The organism is Sphingobium sp. EP60837 (assembly GCF_001658005.1).
GTDB classification, from domain to species: domain Bacteria; phylum Pseudomonadota; class Alphaproteobacteria; order Sphingomonadales; family Sphingomonadaceae; genus Sphingobium; species Sphingobium tyrosinilyticum.
The window spans coordinates 1,043,754-1,058,830 of the sequence record NZ_CP015986.1; the positions used below are offsets into that span (position 1 = coordinate 1,043,754).

General features: G+C 62.5%; 15 protein-coding genes. 6 read left to right on the forward strand and 9 right to left on the reverse strand.

Going from position 1 to position 15,077, the window contains the following annotated elements; translation table 11 throughout:
* Positions 1–66: 66 nt before the first annotated feature.
* Positions 67–1,212: a serine hydrolase gene (locus tag EP837_RS05090; RefSeq protein WP_066528747.1), complete on the forward strand. Its 1,146-nt coding sequence runs from the start codon at positions 67–69 to the stop codon at positions 1,210–1,212.
* Positions 1,213–1,366: 154 nt separating this feature from the next.
* Here EP837_RS05090 and metH read toward each other — a convergent pair whose 3' ends face one another.
* The 4 genes from metH to EP837_RS05110 all read right to left on the reverse strand — a co-directional run bounded on the left by metH (position 1,367) and on the right by EP837_RS05110 (position 7,171).
* The gene (gene metH, locus EP837_RS05095) at positions 1,367–3,967 is read right to left on the reverse strand and encodes a methionine synthase (protein ID WP_066525019.1); all 2,601 of its coding nucleotides are present in this window, start codon (positions 3,965–3,967) and stop codon (positions 1,367–1,369) included.
* 116 nt (positions 3,968–4,083) lie between these two features.
* Positions 4,084–5,130 carry a homocysteine S-methyltransferase family protein gene (locus tag EP837_RS05100; protein WP_066525021.1) on the reverse strand — a complete coding sequence of 349 codons (1,047 nt, stop codon included), beginning with the start codon at positions 5,128–5,130 and terminating at the stop codon, positions 4,084–4,086.
* Positions 5,131–5,270: 140 nt separating this feature from the next.
* On the reverse strand, positions 5,271–6,203 hold the full coding sequence (metF, locus tag EP837_RS05105) for a methylenetetrahydrofolate reductase (RefSeq protein WP_066525022.1): 933 nt from the start codon (positions 6,201–6,203) through the stop codon (positions 5,271–5,273).
* On the reverse strand, positions 6,200–7,171 hold the full coding sequence (locus EP837_RS05110; RefSeq protein ID WP_066525025.1) for an ArsR/SmtB family transcription factor: 972 nt from the start codon (positions 7,169–7,171) through the stop codon (positions 6,200–6,202). The genes metF and EP837_RS05110 overlap by 4 nt, the downstream gene beginning before the upstream one ends.
* Before the next feature lie 215 nt (positions 7,172–7,386).
* Here EP837_RS05110 and EP837_RS05115 point away from each other — a divergent pair, with 215 nt between their 5' ends.
* Complete coding sequence (locus EP837_RS05115; RefSeq protein WP_066525028.1) at positions 7,387–7,614, forward strand: circumsporozoite protein; 228 nt, start codon at positions 7,387–7,389, stop codon at positions 7,612–7,614.
* Between the two features lie 154 nt (positions 7,615–7,768).
* Here EP837_RS05115 and EP837_RS05120 read toward each other — a convergent pair whose 3' ends face one another.
* On the reverse strand, positions 7,769–8,179 hold the full coding sequence (locus EP837_RS05120; protein ID WP_066525032.1) for a glycine zipper 2TM domain-containing protein: 411 nt from the start codon (positions 8,177–8,179) through the stop codon (positions 7,769–7,771).
* Positions 8,180–8,450: 271 nt separating this feature from the next.
* On the opposite strand from EP837_RS05120, the gene EP837_RS05125 reads away from it, so the two are divergent.
* Positions 8,451–9,455 carry an esterase-like activity of phytase family protein gene (locus EP837_RS05125; protein WP_066528750.1) on the forward strand — a complete coding sequence of 335 codons (1,005 nt, stop codon included), beginning with the start codon at positions 8,451–8,453 and terminating at the stop codon, positions 9,453–9,455.
* Between the two features lie 177 nt (positions 9,456–9,632).
* Here EP837_RS05125 and rpmB read toward each other — a convergent pair whose 3' ends face one another.
* Positions 9,633–9,926, reverse strand: a complete 294-nt coding sequence (gene rpmB / locus EP837_RS05130; RefSeq protein ID WP_066525033.1) for a 50S ribosomal protein L28 — start codon at positions 9,924–9,926, stop codon at positions 9,633–9,635.
* A gap of 155 nt (positions 9,927–10,081) precedes the next feature.
* Here rpmB and EP837_RS05135 point away from each other — a divergent pair, with 155 nt between their 5' ends.
* Together EP837_RS05135 and EP837_RS05140 are read left to right on the forward strand one after the other, a co-directional pair.
* Entirely contained in the window at positions 10,082–10,303 is a 222-nt protein-coding gene (locus EP837_RS05135) for a hypothetical protein (protein WP_066525034.1), read from the forward strand.
* 40 nt (positions 10,304–10,343) lie between these two features.
* Entirely contained in the window at positions 10,344–10,802 is a 459-nt protein-coding gene (locus EP837_RS05140) for a nucleoside deaminase (protein ID WP_066525036.1), read from the forward strand.
* On the opposite strand, the gene EP837_RS05145 is transcribed toward EP837_RS05140, so the two are convergent.
* Positions 10,764–12,665 (reverse strand): hypothetical protein, encoded by a 1,902-nt coding sequence (locus tag EP837_RS05145; protein ID WP_066525039.1) that lies wholly within the window; start codon positions 12,663–12,665, stop codon positions 10,764–10,766. The two genes, EP837_RS05140 and EP837_RS05145, sit on opposite strands and share 39 nt — an antisense overlap.
* A 45-nt stretch (positions 12,666–12,710) precedes the next feature.
* Here EP837_RS05145 and EP837_RS05150 point away from each other — a divergent pair, with 45 nt between their 5' ends.
* Positions 12,711–13,127, forward strand: a complete 417-nt coding sequence (locus tag EP837_RS05150) for a GtrA family protein (protein WP_066525051.1) — start codon at positions 12,711–12,713, stop codon at positions 13,125–13,127.
* A gap of 3 nt (positions 13,128–13,130) precedes the next feature.
* On the opposite strand, the gene EP837_RS05155 is transcribed toward EP837_RS05150, so the two are convergent.
* The gene (locus tag EP837_RS05155) at positions 13,131–13,937 is read right to left on the reverse strand and encodes a LytR/AlgR family response regulator transcription factor (protein ID WP_062118703.1); all 807 of its coding nucleotides are present in this window, start codon (positions 13,935–13,937) and stop codon (positions 13,131–13,133) included.
* A complete protein-coding gene (locus EP837_RS05160) occupies positions 13,934–15,040 on the reverse strand; it encodes a sensor histidine kinase (RefSeq protein ID WP_066525054.1) in 1,107 nt (368 codons plus the stop codon). The genes EP837_RS05155 and EP837_RS05160 overlap by 4 nt, the downstream gene beginning before the upstream one ends.
* Positions 15,041–15,077 lie beyond the last annotated feature (37 nt).

Genomic DNA, 15,077 nt, shown 5'->3' on the forward strand with positions numbered 1-15,077 from the left:
CGCATGAACCTTGTCAGCAATGAGGCCCGCGCCACGAAGGACGAGTGGGAGAGCGCGGGGACGCACATGAATGATGGAAATAACGGGCGCGGGTTGCGCCCTGATGGCGGTTCGGCCCGCCTTGTCTTGTTGATGGCGGCGCTGTCGGCTTGCGTCAGCGCGCCTGTCGAACCTCAGGCCAAAACACCGCAGCGGGTGCAGCCGACCACATCGACCTATCCGATCAAGCCGGTCGCCAATCCGCCCAAGCCGTTCCAGGCGCTGGACGTCGATCAGCGCGAAACCCCGCCGCCCGCTCTCGTCAGCGTCGTGCGCAACCTTGGCCAGAGCTTCAATGGCAAGGTCGGCATCGCCGTCCGCCGGATTGGCAGCGACTGGACCGTGGCATGGAACGGCAGCGCCCTCTTCCCGCAGCAGAGCGTGTCCAAGCTCTGGGTGTCGATGACCTTCCTCGATGCGGTCGATCGCGGCAAGATCCGCCTGTCCGACACGACGACGATCACGCGCAAGGACCTTACCCTCTTCCACCAGCCGACAGCCGCTCTGGTCGGCAATAGCGGCTGGACCACCAGCTATTCCGATCTGATGCGCCGCGCGATGACACAAAGCGACAACACCGCCAACGACACGCTGCTGCGCGCCGTGGGTGGGCCGGAAGCGGTGCGCAGCTATCTTGCCCGCCGCTACATCAAAGACATACGCTTCGGCCCCGGCGAGCGGTTACTGCAGGCGACCGCGGCGGGCTTGGAATGGCGGCAGGATTATTCGATCGGCCGCAGCTTCTATGCCGCGCGCGACAGGGTGCCGATGGCGGCGCGCGTCAAAGCGCTCGACAATTATCTCGCCAGCCCCCCCGATGGCGCAGCGCCCTCGTCCATCGTGAATGCGCTGGCAAAGCTCAAGGAGGGCAGCATGCTCTCCCCCGCTTCCGCGCAATTGCTGATGTCGATCATGAGCGAGGCAAAGACCGGACCGCAGCGGATCAAGGGCGGCGTGCCGGCAGGCTGGCACTATCTGCACAAGACCGGCACCGGCCAGATTTTGGGCGCACGCTCGACCGGCTTCAACGATGTCGGCATCATGACCGCGCCGGACGGCACCAGCTACGCCGTGGCGGTGATGATCGGCAGCACCACCGAGCCCATACCCACGCGCTGGCAGCTCATGCAGGCCGTGGCGAAGGCGGTCGCCGCCAATCACGAGAAACGGTAACCTAATCCTCCCCATTGCAAGATGGGGAGGGGGGACCATGCGCAGCATGGTGGAGGGGCGACGGTGAAACCGTCGCTGTCGCGAAGGGCCCTCCACCATTCGCATCGCGAACGGTCCCACTCCCCACGCTTCGCGCAGGGAGGATATCCAGAGGTCAATCCATGTTCGGCCGCAACCAGCGCTCCGCCGTCTCCAGATCGACCCCGCGGCGCTGCGCATAATCTTCCAGCTGATCGCGACCCACCCGCGCGACGCCGAAATATTCCGCCTGCGGATGGCCGAAGTAAAAGCCGCTGACCGCCGCAGTCGGCAGCATCGCAAAGCTTTCCGTCAGCGTGATCCCCGTCGCATGATGCGCGTCCAGCATGTCGAACAGCAGCGGCTTCAAACTATGCTCCGGGCAAGCCGGATAACCGGGCGCGGGCCGGATGCCGCGATATTGCTCCTTGATCAGCGCCTCATTGGTCAGCTGCTCCCCTTCGGCATAGCCCCACAGCGCGGTGCGGACATAATGGTGCAGCCGCTCGGCAAAGGCTTCCGCCAGACGATCCGCCAGCGCCTTTAGAAGAATGTCCGAATAGTCATCGATCGCGGCCTTGAACCGCGCCAGATGCGGCTCGATGCCGTGGATCGACACGGCAAAGCCGCCCATCCAGTCGCCATTGGGGCTGATGAAGTCAGCCAGGCACATATTCGCCCGCCCCTCGCGCTTCGCGATCTGCTGGCGCAGCATCGGCAGGCGGACATGATTTTCGTCCTCGACATGGACGATGATGTCGTCACCCTCGCGGCGGCAAGGCCACAGGCCGCACACACCGCGCGCGGTCAGCCATTTCTCATCAATGATGCGGTCAAGCATCGCCTGCGCGTCGTTGAAAAGACTGGTCGCGCTTTCCCCCACCACCGCATCTGACAGGATCGCCGGATAATTGCCCGCCAATTCCCAAGCGCGGAAGAAGGGCGTCCAGTCGATATAGTCGCGCAGATCCTTCAGGTCCCAATCGGGAAAGCGATGCACGCCGGGCAGGCGTGGCTTGCCAGGCTTCAGGCTCTCGTCGATCTCAAACCCGTTGGCGCGCGCGTCTTCGATCGGCACCAGCGCACTATGCCCCTTGTTCGCACGGGCGACGCGCACATGCTCATAGTCGTCCTTTGTCTTCTGGACGAAATCGTTTTTCTGCGTTTCGGAGACCAACGCCGTCGCCACGCCCACCGCTCGGCTGGCGTCCAGCACATGCACCACAGGCCCGGTAAAGGCCGGATCGATGCGCAGCGCCGTATGCACCTTCGACGTGGTCGCCCCGCCGATCAGCAGCGGCATGGTCATGTTGGCGCGCTGCATTTCGGCAGCTACCGTCACCATCTCGTCCAGCGACGGCGTAATGAGGCCCGACAGGCCGATCATGTCCGCGTCATTCTCGTTTGCGGCCTTGATGATGTCCTGCCAGGGCACCATCACGCCCATGTCGATCACCTCAAAGCCGTTGCACTGCAGCACGACGCCGACGATATTCTTGCCGATATCATGGACGTCGCCCTTGACCGTCGCCATTATGATCTTGCCCTTGCCCTTGGCGCCCGGCTCCTTGGACGCTTCGATGAAGGGCAGCAGATGCGCCACCGCCTTCTTCATGACGCGCGCCGATTTCACCACCTGCGGCAGGAACATCTTGCCCGCCCCGAACAGGTCGCCCACGACGTTCATGCCGTCCATCAGCGGGCCTTCGATCACCTCGATCGGCTTCACGGCGGCGAGGCGGGCTTCCTCCGTATCCTCGACAACATACATGTCGATGCCCTTGACCAGCGCATGCTCCAGCCGCTTGGCGACCGGCCAGCCGCGCCATTCCTGCGCCGCCTTTTCGGACGCCGCGTCCTTACCCTTATAGCTTTCGGCCAGCGCCACCAGGCGATCCCCGGCTTCAGGATCGCTATTCAGCAGCACATCCTCGCACGCCTTGCGCAGCGCCGGATCGATGGCGTCATAGACGTCGAGCTGCCCGGCATTGACGATCGCCATGTCCAGCCCCGCCGGGATGGCGTGGTAGAGGAAGACCGAATGCATCGCCCGCCGCACCGGCTCATTGCCGCGGAAGGAAAAGGAGAAGTTCGACAGCCCGCCCGAAATATGGACATGCGGGCAGCGCGCCTTGATCTCACGGCACGCCTCGATGAAGTCCATGCCGTAATTATTATGCTCCTCGATCCCGGTCGCGACCGCAAAGATATTGGGATCGAAGATGATATCTTCAGGCGGGAAGCCGATGCTCATCAGCAGCTTGTAGGCGCGCTCGCAAATCTCGACCTTGCGGGCCTTGGTGTCTGCCTGCCCCGTCTCGTCGAAGGCCATGACCACCACCGCCGCGCCATAGGCCATGCAGAGCCGCGCATGATGCAGGAAAGCCTCTTCGCCCTCCTTCATGCTGATCGAGTTCACCACCGGCTTGCCGGACACGCATTTCAGCCCCGCCTCGATCACTTCCCATTTGGAGCTGTCGATCATCACCGGAACACGGCTGATGTCCGGCTCGGAGGTCATGAGCTTGAGGAAGGTCGTCATCGCCTCGACCGCGTCGAGCAGGCCCTCGTCCATGTTGACATCGACGATCTGCGCGCCGTTCTCCACCTGATCGCGCGCGATATCGATGGCCGCGGCATAGTCGCCCGCCATGATCAGCTTCTTGAATTTGGCCGATCCGGTGACGTTGGTGCGCTCACCGATGTTGACGAAAGTGGCGGTGGAGGTCTTGGTCATTTCAATTCTCTTCTCCCCTCCCGCAAGCGGGAGGGGCCGGGGGTGGGCCGTCTCGGGATGGCGCCTGGATCAGCCCACCCCCTAGCCCCCTCCCGCCTGCGGGAGGGGGAATAATCTTACGCCGCGATATGCATCGGTTCGAGGCCCGCAAGCCGCGTCACCACCGGCAACTCCGGCACCACGCGAGGCTTATGCCCCGCCAGCGCCTTCGCGACCGCGCCGATATGAGCAGGCGTCGTACCGCAGCAACCGCCGACCATATTGACCAGCCCCTCATCCACCCACTGGCGAATGAGCGAAGCGGTCGTTTCCGGCAGCTCATCATACTGCCCCAGCTCATTGGGCAGCCCCGCATTGGGATAGGCCAGGATCAGCGTATCGGCATTCTTCGCCAGTTCGCTCAGATAAGGCCGCAGCAAATCCGCCCCGAAGGCACAGTTCACCCCGATGGTCAGCGGCTTCAAATGCCGCAGCGAATACCAGAAGGCATTGATCGTATGCCCCGACAGGTTCCGCCCGGACATGTCGGTGATGGTGAAGCTCAGCATCAGCGGCACCGGCCGCCCGGCCGCAGCCTCGGCCTCCCGCGCCGCCATGCCTGCAGCCTTGGCGTTCAGCGTGTCGAAACAGGTTTCGACCAGCAGGAAGTCCACCCCACCCTCGATCAGCGCGTCGCACTGCTCGCGATAGTCGGCCTTGAGCGTATCATAGTCGACCTCTCGATAGGCCGGGTCGTTCACATCGGGCGAGATCGACAGCGTCTTGTTCGTCGGCCCGATCGACCCCGCCACGAAACGCGGACGCCCATCCTTTGCCGTAGCGGCCTCGCACGCCTTGCGCGCGATGTGGGCAGCGGCGATGTTGATCTCCCGCACCAGATGCTCACAGCCATAATCGGCCATGGCGATCTTGGTGGACGAGAAGGTGTTCGTCTCGATCATGTCCGCCCCGGCGTCGAGATAGGCGGTGTGGATGCCCTCGACGATATCCGGCCGGGTCAGACAGAGCAGGTCGTTATTGCCCTTCTGATCCTTCGCCAGATCGAGCGACCCACGATAATCCGCCTCGGTCAGCCCATGCTTCTGGATCGACGTGCCGTAGCCGCCGTCGAAGATCATGATCTTTTCCGCCGCCAAGGCGCGGAATAATTGTTCAGCGGTCATATTTCGTCCAACTCCGCCCAAAAATTCAGCCGTTCGTCCTGAGTAGGGGCTGAGCTTGCCAAAGACCCGTATCGAAGGAACCTTCGATACGCCATTTCGACTTCGCTCAATGCTACTCAGGACGAACGGAACTCAACATCTTACGCCATCGCCGCCACCTGCGGCCGAAGCCCGAGCAGATGGCAGATCGCATAGCTCAGTTCCGCCCGGTTGAGCGTATAGAAATGGAAGTCGCGCACCCCACCCGCATAAAGCTTGCGGCACAGTTCCGCCGCCAGCGTCGCGGACACCAGCTGCCGCGCAGCGGGCAGGTCGTCCAGCCCCTCGAACAGCTTGCCCATCCAGCCGGGAACATCGGTGTTGCACATGGCCGACATGCGCTGAACCGCCGCGAAATTGCTGACCGGCATGATGCCGGGGATGATCTCCGCATCGATCCCCGCCGCCGCAACCGTGTCGCGGAAACGGAAGAAGGTGTCCGGCTCGAAGAAGAATTGCGTGATCGCCCGGCTCGCGCCCGCGTCCAGCTTGCGCTTGAGATTATCGATGTCGCTCTGCGCATTCAGCGCGTCGGGATGCGTCTCGGGATAGGCCGCCACCGAAATTTCGAAAGGATGCCGCTTACGCAGCCCTTCGACCAGTTCCGCCGCGCCTTGGTAGCCTTCCGGATGCGGCTCGAATTTGCAGCCCGCCTCAGGCGGATCGCCGCGCAGCGCGACGATATGCCGCACGCCTGCTTCCCAATAGGCGTCCACCACCTCGTCGATCTCGGCCTTGCTCGCCGCCACGCAGGTCAGATGCGCCGCCGCCGACAGGGGCGTTTCCTTCGCGATCCGCGCCACCGTGTTATGCGTCCGCTCCCGCGTCGAACCGCCCGCGCCATAGGTGACCGATACGAACTTCGGCGCCAACGGCGTCAGCGTCTCGATCGCGGACCAGAGCTGCTCCTCCATCTTCTCCGTCTTGGGCGGGAAGAATTCGAAGCTCACATTCAGGTCGCCCGCGAGGTCCGCATAGAGCGGCGCGTCCAGCGCCCGCCGGGCCTCTTCGACGGAAGGAAAGGAAAGTGTCATGCGGAAAGTCGTCCTTCATGTCGCAGGATGCGCGCGCCCAGACGCCGCCCCAGCCATAATACCACCGTCAGTTCCTGGCCGGGCATCACCTCCACCCGCTCCAGTTCCAGGCCCGCCTGCGCGAACCAGCTTTCGATCTGCTCGTCGGAAAAGCCCAACCGCGCATGCTGGTCGCGCAGCCGCAGCTCTTCCCTCTCATGCGCCGCAAAGTCCGCGATCAGCACCCGGCCCCCTGCCGCAGTCACCCGAGCCGCCTCGGCGATCACTACCTCGGGCGCCTGCGCATAGTGCAGAACCTGGTGCAGCACCACCGTGTCGATGCTGCCCGGCTCCAGCGGAAGCGCGCCGAAGTCGCCCAGCACCAGCGCATATTTGCCCCCTGCATCCTCAGGCAGCTTGGCACGCGCCAGGCGCAACATGTCGGGGCTGCGATCAAGCGCTGTGACCTGATCGGCCGACGGGCCGAACAGCTCGATCATCCGCCCGGTGCCGGTGCCGATATCCAGCAAATGCCCGATCGCCTCCGCCCCCAGCAGCGCCGTCATCGCGGCTTCCACATCCACATCAGGCACATGCAGCGACCGGATCGCGTCCCATTCCTCGGCATGTTCGGCGAAATAGCTCTCCGCTGCGCGCGAACGGTCCGCCCGCACCGCCGCCAGCCGGGCAAGGTCGGCCTTCTGCCACAGCTCTTCGCTTTCGGACGGGACCAACTGATCGAAAAGCGTCAGGAACGGCGCGATCGCGACGGCTTGCCCCAATCGCAGAAAAACCCAATTGCCTTCCTTGCGCCGCTCGACCAATCCCGCTTCGGCAAGGATGCGGACATGGCGGGAAACGCGCGGCTGGCTTTGGCCCACGACCTGCGCGATCTCCCCGACCGCCAGCTCCATCGCGCGCAGCAGATAGATGATACGCAGCCGCGTCGGATCGCTCAAAGCTCTGAAGATGTCGAGTGCGGCGCTCATGCTTTATCCATATAAAGAAATCTTTATATACGTCAATGGCCGCGCCGCGACTTCCCTTTACCACTTCGACAAAAGCCAGCAAAATGGCGAGTCGCATGAATGGGATTGCCATGAGTCGCCCAATTCATTACGAATCGGCCCCGCAGGCGCAAAGGGGGGTGAACTTTTCTCCGAGAGTGGTCTGCACTGTTTTTATCTCTGAGAGGGGTTTGCCCATGACCAAGTCGATTGCTCTTTCGCTCGTTCTCGCCGCGTCGCTCGGCCTCGCCGCTTGCTCGGGTAACGCCGACAACGCCGCCAATGCTTCGGCCAACGCTGCTGAGAATGCTTCGAATGCTGCCGACAATGCCATGAACGCCGCTGAGAACGCTGCCGTGAACGCTGCCAACGCTGCTGAAAACGCCAGCAACGCTGCCGCGAACGCCACCGCCAACGCGATGTAATTCCCTTTCGGGATATGTTGGGAACAGGGCCGCCCGGCAACGGAGCGGCCCTTTTCTATTGGGCTTGGGTGACAGCTCCACCCCCAGCCCGCGGCGGGCAAAAAAAAGGGCCGCCCAACGGGCAGCCCTTCTTCTTTAATAATGCGGACCGTAATCAGCAGTCGCGATCGATCGCCCGGCCGGCCAGCGCACCCACGCCCGCGCCAACGATGGCGCCCGTCGTGCCGTCACCCCGGCGTCCATAGCGGCCGCTGCCCTTGCCGATCTCATTGCCGAGCAGGCCGCCCGCGATCGCACCGATGATGGTCCCGCCGGTCCCATTGTCCCGGCAACGATAGCCGCCCCGGTAACCGCGATAATAATTGTCGCGATAATAGCGGTCGCCACGATAGCCGCGATAATAGTCGCCGCGATAACCACGATAGCCCCTGTCGCCGCGATAATAGTCGCCGCGTTCATAACGGCCCCAGCCATCGCGCGCCTGGGCCGGCGCCGCACTGACGGCGAGAGAGGCAGCGCCCATTGCCAGCGCCGCCCCCATATTGATCAAAAACTTGGTCTTCATGGCGTTGCTCCTCAAAATCTTGCCATCGATCCCGGTGCATATTGGTGTTGCCCGCACCATCGATTGCACCCCTTTTGCCCGATTCGCATTGAGCCAAGCCTGAATGGGCGTGTCAGCCGCCGTTCAGATAAAATCACCTCAGTCCAAATGCTTGTCAGCGCTTTCTCGTGATCCGCCATTCTACGCTTAAAAAGAGCACATGTCCCATGCGCGGACTGATTAGGCAGGAAGGCCATTGGTTCGCGGCACCGGATTGCTTATGGCGGGGGCGATGCGCCGAATATTGATCGTTTTGCTCCTTGCGATCCTGCTGTTGCCGGCGCCGCACAAGAATAAGCCTGAATTGTTTGGCCCTGGCCCCCTGCTCGTCACCGCGCGGGCGCTGCCTTTAAGCGCTACGGACCCGGCGATCCACAGCAGCGGCGCGCTCGACTATCTCGGAGGCTGGCAGCTCAGCAGCCCCCATCGCGGCTTCGGCGGCATCTCCTCGCTCCTGGTCGATGGGCGGGACGAAGTGCTTGCGCTGAGCGACTCCGGCACGTTAATGGGCTTCACCCTCCATCCCGGCCCCGGCAGCCGCCATCCCTTCATCGCGCCCCTGCCGGTGCGAACGCAGGACCAGGATCAGCCCTGGTGGGCCTGGGATTCAGAAGCGATTGCCCATGATCCGGTCACGGATCGCTACTGGGTCGGCTTTGAAATGCTCCAGCGCATCTGCCGCTATGCGCCCGGCTTTTCGCGGGTAGAATCCTGCCGCACATGGCCGGAGATCGAAGCATGGCCGGAGACCGGCTCGATAGAATCGATGGCGCGCCTGCCGGATGGCCGCTTCCTCGTGATCGCCGAGATGGGGATGAGGGGCGACGGCACCCACGATACGCTGCTGTTCAGCGGCGACCCTGCGGAGAGCGCCACCCCATCCCCCATCCACCTGCGCTATGTGCCGCCAAAGGGATACAGGCCCACGGACGCCGTTGCGTTGGATGGACGGCGCTTGCTGGTGCTGAACCGCCGCGTCACGCTGAAGGACCTTTTCACCGCCACCTTGGCGGTGATCGAACTGCCCGCCAGCCCCCGCCCCGACGATCGCCTGTGGGCCCGCCCGATCGCCCGGCTCGCGCCACCGCTCTTGGCCGACAATTTCGAAGGGCTCGCAATCACCCGCGAAGGCAGCAGGATTATCCTGTGGATCGCGTCAGACGATAATCACGAATTTTTCCAGCGCACCCTGCTGCTGAAATTTGCGCTGAAGCAGGGCAGGCCCGACATTCCCTAACCGTCACCCCGGGCTCGACCCGGGGTCCCGCTTATTCGGAAAGCGCAGGAAGGAAGCGGGACCCCGGATCACATCCGGGGTGACGGATTGCCCATCCCGAATCCGCCTCGACCCTCGAGCAACGCAAAAAAGCGGCCCATCGCCAGGCCGCTTCTTAAAGCCGAATATCGAACCGAATCAGGCGGCCGCAGCAGCCTGCTTCTTCACGATGTCGCGCTTCAGGCGGCGCGCCTTCAGCGACAGCTTTTCATCGTTGGTCTTCAGCAGCCAGTTGTCCAGGCCGCCATTATGTTCGACCGAACGCAGACCATGGGTCGACACGCGCAGCTTCACGGTCGTTTCCAGCGTTTCGGAGATGAGCGACACGTTCTGCAAGTTGGGCAGGAACACGCGCTTCGTCTTGTTATTGGCGTGGGAAACATTGTGACCCACCTGGCGGCCCTTGCCGGTCAACTCGCAAATGCGCGACATAGTCAATCAACCTTGTAGTTCATGTACGTTCGGAAAGCGGCGCCACTAACCGGATTCCCACCGCGCGTCAAGCCGCTCCGCCCGATGGTCGGACCGCTTTCGCAACCCTTTTCCCCGCTCGGACGTTTGCTGCCCATAGAGGAAAGGAAGGCGCAATGCGACTCATTGGCGGCTTGTTGCTGATTGTGCTGCTGCTGCTGGCTGGGGGCATCGCCACCGGCTTCATCAACCTGCAGAAAACGCAGGAAGGCAGCCTGCCCAAGATCGCGGTAGAGGGCGGGCAACTGCCTAAATTCCAGGCCGATGTGGCGAAGGTCGAAGTAGGCACCCGCAACGAAACGGTCGAAGTACCGACGGTGGACGTGAAAAAGCCCTGATCATTCCGTAACGCAGGAACATGCTGTAGGGGGCGGTGTCATGGTGCCGCCCTTCCCACTGCCCTCCCCCATGCGCCGGGCGCTTGACCTCGCCATCGCGGCTGAGCGCGCGGGCGAAGTGCCTATTGGCGCAGTCGTGACGCGCGATGGACAGATTATTGGAGAGGGCGAAAACCGCAACCGGCGGGATAATGATCCGACCGCCCATGCCGAAATCGTCGCCTTGCGCGCGGCGGCGGCGCAAATTGGCGATTTCCGCCTCACCGGCTGCGACCTCTGGGTGACGCTGGAGCCCTGTCCCATGTGCGCGGGCGCCATTTCCCATGCACGCATCGCCCGCCTCTATTATGGCGCGTCCGATCCCAAGGGCGGCGCGATCGAGCAAGGTCCCCGGCTCTTCACCCAGCCCCAATGCCTGCACCGGCCGGAGGTCTATGGCGGGCTGGGCGAAGCAGAGGCGTCAGCGCTGCTGCGAGACTTTTTTGCCGTCCGCCGCTGAATAATCGATCCGGTAGAGCGTATAAGGCAGGGTGAAGCCGCTCTTGAGCGGCACACGATGCAGCCAGCTTGGCACATCGCCCCGCATCATCCCCGCATAAAAGCCGCGCGGGCTGCGCGACTGATAGACGGTCCCTTCCGGGAAGCCGGGGCAGATCAGCAAATAGGTGGCGTGATGCCGCGCCGCGATCGGACGGAAAGCCTCGGGCGACCCGTCAAAGGCATGGTGCAGGTCCAGGATCACCTTGCCATTGCGATGATAGGGGCCGGCAAGCGCTCTGTGATGCGTCGTCGCGATCAGGCGCGGCCCAAGATCGACCATGGTGAAAATGGTAGCGGGGGGCAGCTGGTTCAGCACTTCCAACGCTGGCAGCGAGCGGCAACGGCCATTGGCCTTGTTGATCGTCTGATACCTGGTCTTGACCCCGGGCTTCTGCGGCTTGGGCTTCTCGCCCGACACAGCCGCCCATAGCTGGTTCATCTGTGGATAAAGAGGTGTTGCGAAGGCCGCTGTCGCGAGCAGCGCGGTTCCCGCGATGCCCAATATGCGCGCCAGGGGCCTGCCGAAGAAGACCGCCTGGATCACGCGATGCGCGGCCCAGGCCGCGGCCGGGATAGCCAGCAGTTGCGCCGCAGGGCCCGCACGCAGCTGCCAGAAGAGCAAGGCGGTCGAAAAGAGCATCATCAGCCCCACCGTCGCCCAGGCCCACAGCCGGTCACTGTCGCGCCGCGATTCCCATAGCGCCCAGATCAGGCCGAACAGTCCCGCCACCGGAATCGCCATCAGCGGCACCACCAGGCTGCGCGCCTGCACTGTGATCGGCTTGGCTTCCCGGATGTTGGCCAGCCACAACCGCTCCAGCTCGGGCGAAATCTGGTACGCGCCGGTCAGGCATTGGGGCCAGTTGAACCAGGCGAAGGCCGCGACGGCGGCCCCAACCACGATACCCGCCCCCAGCCGTGCAGGCCAACTGCGCAGCGGCAGCAGTGCGAGCAGCGTCATGCCAGCGCCGACCGCGCCGAAGATCGCGACCCAGATCGGCGAGATCGCATCGCACACCATCTGCCGATTGGCGTAGCTCGCAAAGATCAGGAACAGGATGGATACCGATCCTGCGAGGCTTAGCGCATAGGGCAGCATCCGCCGCCCCGCGCCTTCCTTGAACACCCAGCGCAGCGCGATCAGCGCCCCGCCTGCCGCCAGATAGACGATCATCTCCATGCCGATGGCGATCGACAGCGCGCTGCTGACCCCCGCGATGATGCCACCGCGCAGCCAGTTGCGGTCAATCAGCCCCGCCAGCATCGTGACGGTCAAGGCCAGCTGCCAGCCATGATGATCGATGCGCATCGGCACGAACATGCTGATCCCCATCTGCGCGGCGAAGGGGGCCAGCGCGGCCAATATCCAGCCATTGCCGCCAGCGAGCCGCCGCGCGATGAAACCAAGCGCCAGCATCAGCGGCAGCAGCGGGATCATCGGCGCGATCGCGCACGCCAGCCGGTCGGCAAGCCCCTGTTCGACGAACGCGCGGAAGAACAACATCAGGGCGGCGATCGGCAGATCGACCAGACGCGACCAATGGATGTCGAACCCTGCGGGCGGGTCCAGCCGATATTGCCGCAGGTCGTACCAACCCTGCCCGGCCAGCCAGTCCTTCACCTGGACGAAGCGGATATTGTCGTCCGTGTCGTTCAGGGTCAGCCAATGGATAGAAGGCCAGCGGGAATAGAGCAGCCATGCCACGGCCACGACCCACAGGAGGAAGGTCAGCCATTTCCAGTGCCGCTCCGCCCTTGTGGACAGCATGGTCAAGGCGCGCATCGCACGGCCGCGCAAGGGAACACCGCTTTGCAAGTTCATGGCGGGTGGATTAGAGGCTCCGCATCAAATCGCAACGGGGCCTTCATGAAATTGCTGTCACGCCTGCCGCCGGAAAGACAGGCCCTGTTCTGGCAGATCGTCCGGTACGGCGTCAGCGGCCTCTTCATCACCGCTTGCCAGGCGGCGATTTACTGGACGCTGGCGGCGTTGGTCGGATGGCATCCGCAAATCGCCAACGTCACCGGCTATCTGGCTGCGGTCATGATCGGCTATGTCACGCACAGCGCCTTCACCTTCCGCGGACATGGCGGCGATGCAGGGCATGCGGCGCGGGGGATCAAGTTCGTCGCGGTCTCACTACTCAGCTACGCCCTCAACGCCCTCTGGGTATTCCTCTGCGTCACCCATATGCAATGGCCGGAATGGTCTCCCATCCCGGCTATGATTTTCGTGACGCCGGCAGTGATGTTCGGCCTCAACCGCCAATGGGTTTTTCGTTGAAACTCAGTGCACGAACCGCGCCACCACATCCCGATAGGACCGGCTGACCTTCACCTGAGCGCCCGACTCTAGCACCAGGAAACATTCGCCATTAGTATGCGGCTTCACCTGCCGAACTTGACTTAGGTTAACGATCGTCGACCGATGCACCCGCTGGAAATTCCTGGGGTCCAATCTTTTCTCCAGATCCTTCATGGTTTCGCGCAAAATCAGCGAATTATCGGCAGTATAAATACACATATAATCGCCCGCCGCGTCGATCCGCTCGATCGAATCTACGTCCACGCGGAAAATCTGGCCCCGATCCTTGATATTGATGAGCTTTTCGAAGCGATTGGAGGACGGCGCATCCTCGTCGCCGCCAGCGTTGAATTCATTCATCGCGTCCGGCGCAACCTCGGCCAGCACTTCGCGCAGCTTTTCCGCCTCCTGCACCTGCTTCTTTTCAGAAAGGCGCTGGCGTACCCGGTCGAGCGCATCGGCGAGGCGCCCTTCATCCACCGGCTTCATGAGGTAATCGACCGCCTGCGCCTCAAAAGCGCGGATCGCGTGGTCGCTATAGGCGGTGCAGAATATGAAAAGCGGCGGCTCGACTTCCATCAAGCCCTGGACGACAGAAAAGCCATCAAATCCAGGCATCTGAATGTCGAGGAACACAAGGTCGGGTTTATGCGTCTTGATTGCTCGGATGGCTTCGCGGCCGTTCGAGCAGGTTTCTACGATTTCGACATCCTCATGCGCTTCCAGACGCAGCTTGAGGCCTTGGATAGCCAGGCTTTCGTCGTCGACGAGGATTGTTCTTATGGTCATGCGGCCACTTTCGATGGTTCATCCAGATTAAGCGGCATTTCGATCTGCACCGAAAAACCGCCTGGCGTGGAACGCGTTTCAAAGCTCTGTCGTTCCCCGAACGCCTGAATCAGGCGGTCACGGATATTCGCCAAGCCAACGCCTGTTCCTTCGCTTGACGGATTGTTCGGGCGGGTGAACCCCTCGTTCAATCCCGGACCCGTGTCCGACACGACGATCCGGACGTTTTCACCGGCAGGCTGCGCTGTAATGGAGATTTCCGCACCTTCTTCCTTGGGCGTCACCGCATATTTGATCGCATTTTCGACCAGCGGCTGCAGCAGCAGGGAAGGCAGACGCGACTGCGCCACGGCGGGATCGATGTTAAAGACGGGCCGCAACCTGTCCTCGAACCGCATCTTCTCAATCTCCAGATAGAGTTTCAGCGTTTCCACCTCCTGCTCGATCGTCACCTGCGCCGTCGGCTCATTGATCAGTGTATAGCGCAGAAAGGAGGACAAGCGTGAGAGCATTGCATTCGCCCGGTCCGTTTGCTTCAGCAGCACCAGCGTCGAAATGCTGTTCAGCGTATTGAACAGGAAATGGGGATTGAGCTGATAACGCAGCATGGCGAGCTGCGCGCTTGAAGCCTGGTTTTCCAGCCGCAGCAGCTGATCGGCCTGCTCCTCCACCGTCAGGTAGAAGTTGATCGCATAATAGAGCGCAGACCAAGCTCCGAGCAATGTAATGCTAAGATAAAAGGCACCCAGGAAAAGCTGGAGCCCCGCTGTATCACTGCCGCGATTTTGCGTGGAAAACACCCAGGCGTCGATAAATGCCACCAGTCCCGCCGCGGTGACCACGGTCACGATCGAAGCGCCCCAGGTAACGATCGGCCGCTGTCTCTGCAGGAAACGAAAGATCACCGCGATCAGCAACGTCACCGAATAGCCGGTGACCGTCGAAATCATCACCGGGATTAGGCTGGAGAGCGGCTGACCATTGGCGATGGTCGAAGAGCCGCGGAGCAGGAAAGCGCCCGCCCAGCCTACTGATTGCAGGTTCCAAAAGGCGCGGTTCTTGTCAGCAAAGAAGGGCTGAGGCTGGATGCGATGCACAGACATTGCCGCCAGCCTAGAACATCCGGCAAAAAAGTGGGAA

Coding starts and splice junctions, on each gene's coding strand:
- EP837_RS05090 (WP_066528747.1), top strand. CDS start 67: ATGAATGATGGAAATAACGGGCGCGGGTTGCGCCCTGATGGCGGTTCG.
- metH (WP_066525019.1), bottom strand. CDS start 3,967: ATGACCAAGACCTCCACCGCCACTTTCGTCAACATCGGTGAGCGCACC.
- EP837_RS05100 (WP_066525021.1), bottom strand. CDS start 5,130: ATGACCGCTGAACAATTATTCCGCGCCTTGGCGGCGGAAAAGATCATG.
- metF (WP_066525022.1), bottom strand. CDS start 6,203: ATGACACTTTCCTTTCCTTCCGTCGAAGAGGCCCGGCGGGCGCTGGAC.
- EP837_RS05110 (WP_066525025.1), bottom strand. CDS start 7,171: ATGAGCGCCGCACTCGACATCTTCAGAGCTTTGAGCGATCCGACGCGG.
- EP837_RS05115 (WP_066525028.1), top strand. CDS start 7,387: ATGACCAAGTCGATTGCTCTTTCGCTCGTTCTCGCCGCGTCGCTCGGC.
- EP837_RS05120 (WP_066525032.1), bottom strand. CDS start 8,179: ATGAAGACCAAGTTTTTGATCAATATGGGGGCGGCGCTGGCAATGGGC.
- EP837_RS05125 (WP_066528750.1), top strand. CDS start 8,451: ATGCGCCGAATATTGATCGTTTTGCTCCTTGCGATCCTGCTGTTGCCG.
- rpmB (WP_066525033.1), bottom strand. CDS start 9,926: ATGTCGCGCATTTGCGAGTTGACCGGCAAGGGCCGCCAGGTGGGTCAC.
- EP837_RS05135 (WP_066525034.1), top strand. CDS start 10,082: ATGCGACTCATTGGCGGCTTGTTGCTGATTGTGCTGCTGCTGCTGGCT.
- EP837_RS05140 (WP_066525036.1), top strand. CDS start 10,344: ATGGTGCCGCCCTTCCCACTGCCCTCCCCCATGCGCCGGGCGCTTGAC.
- EP837_RS05145 (WP_066525039.1), bottom strand. CDS start 12,665: ATGAACTTGCAAAGCGGTGTTCCCTTGCGCGGCCGTGCGATGCGCGCC.
- EP837_RS05150 (WP_066525051.1), top strand. CDS start 12,711: ATGAAATTGCTGTCACGCCTGCCGCCGGAAAGACAGGCCCTGTTCTGG.
- EP837_RS05155 (WP_062118703.1), bottom strand. CDS start 13,937: ATGACCATAAGAACAATCCTCGTCGACGACGAAAGCCTGGCTATCCAA.
- EP837_RS05160 (WP_066525054.1), bottom strand. CDS start 15,040: ATGTCTGTGCATCGCATCCAGCCTCAGCCCTTCTTTGCTGACAAGAAC.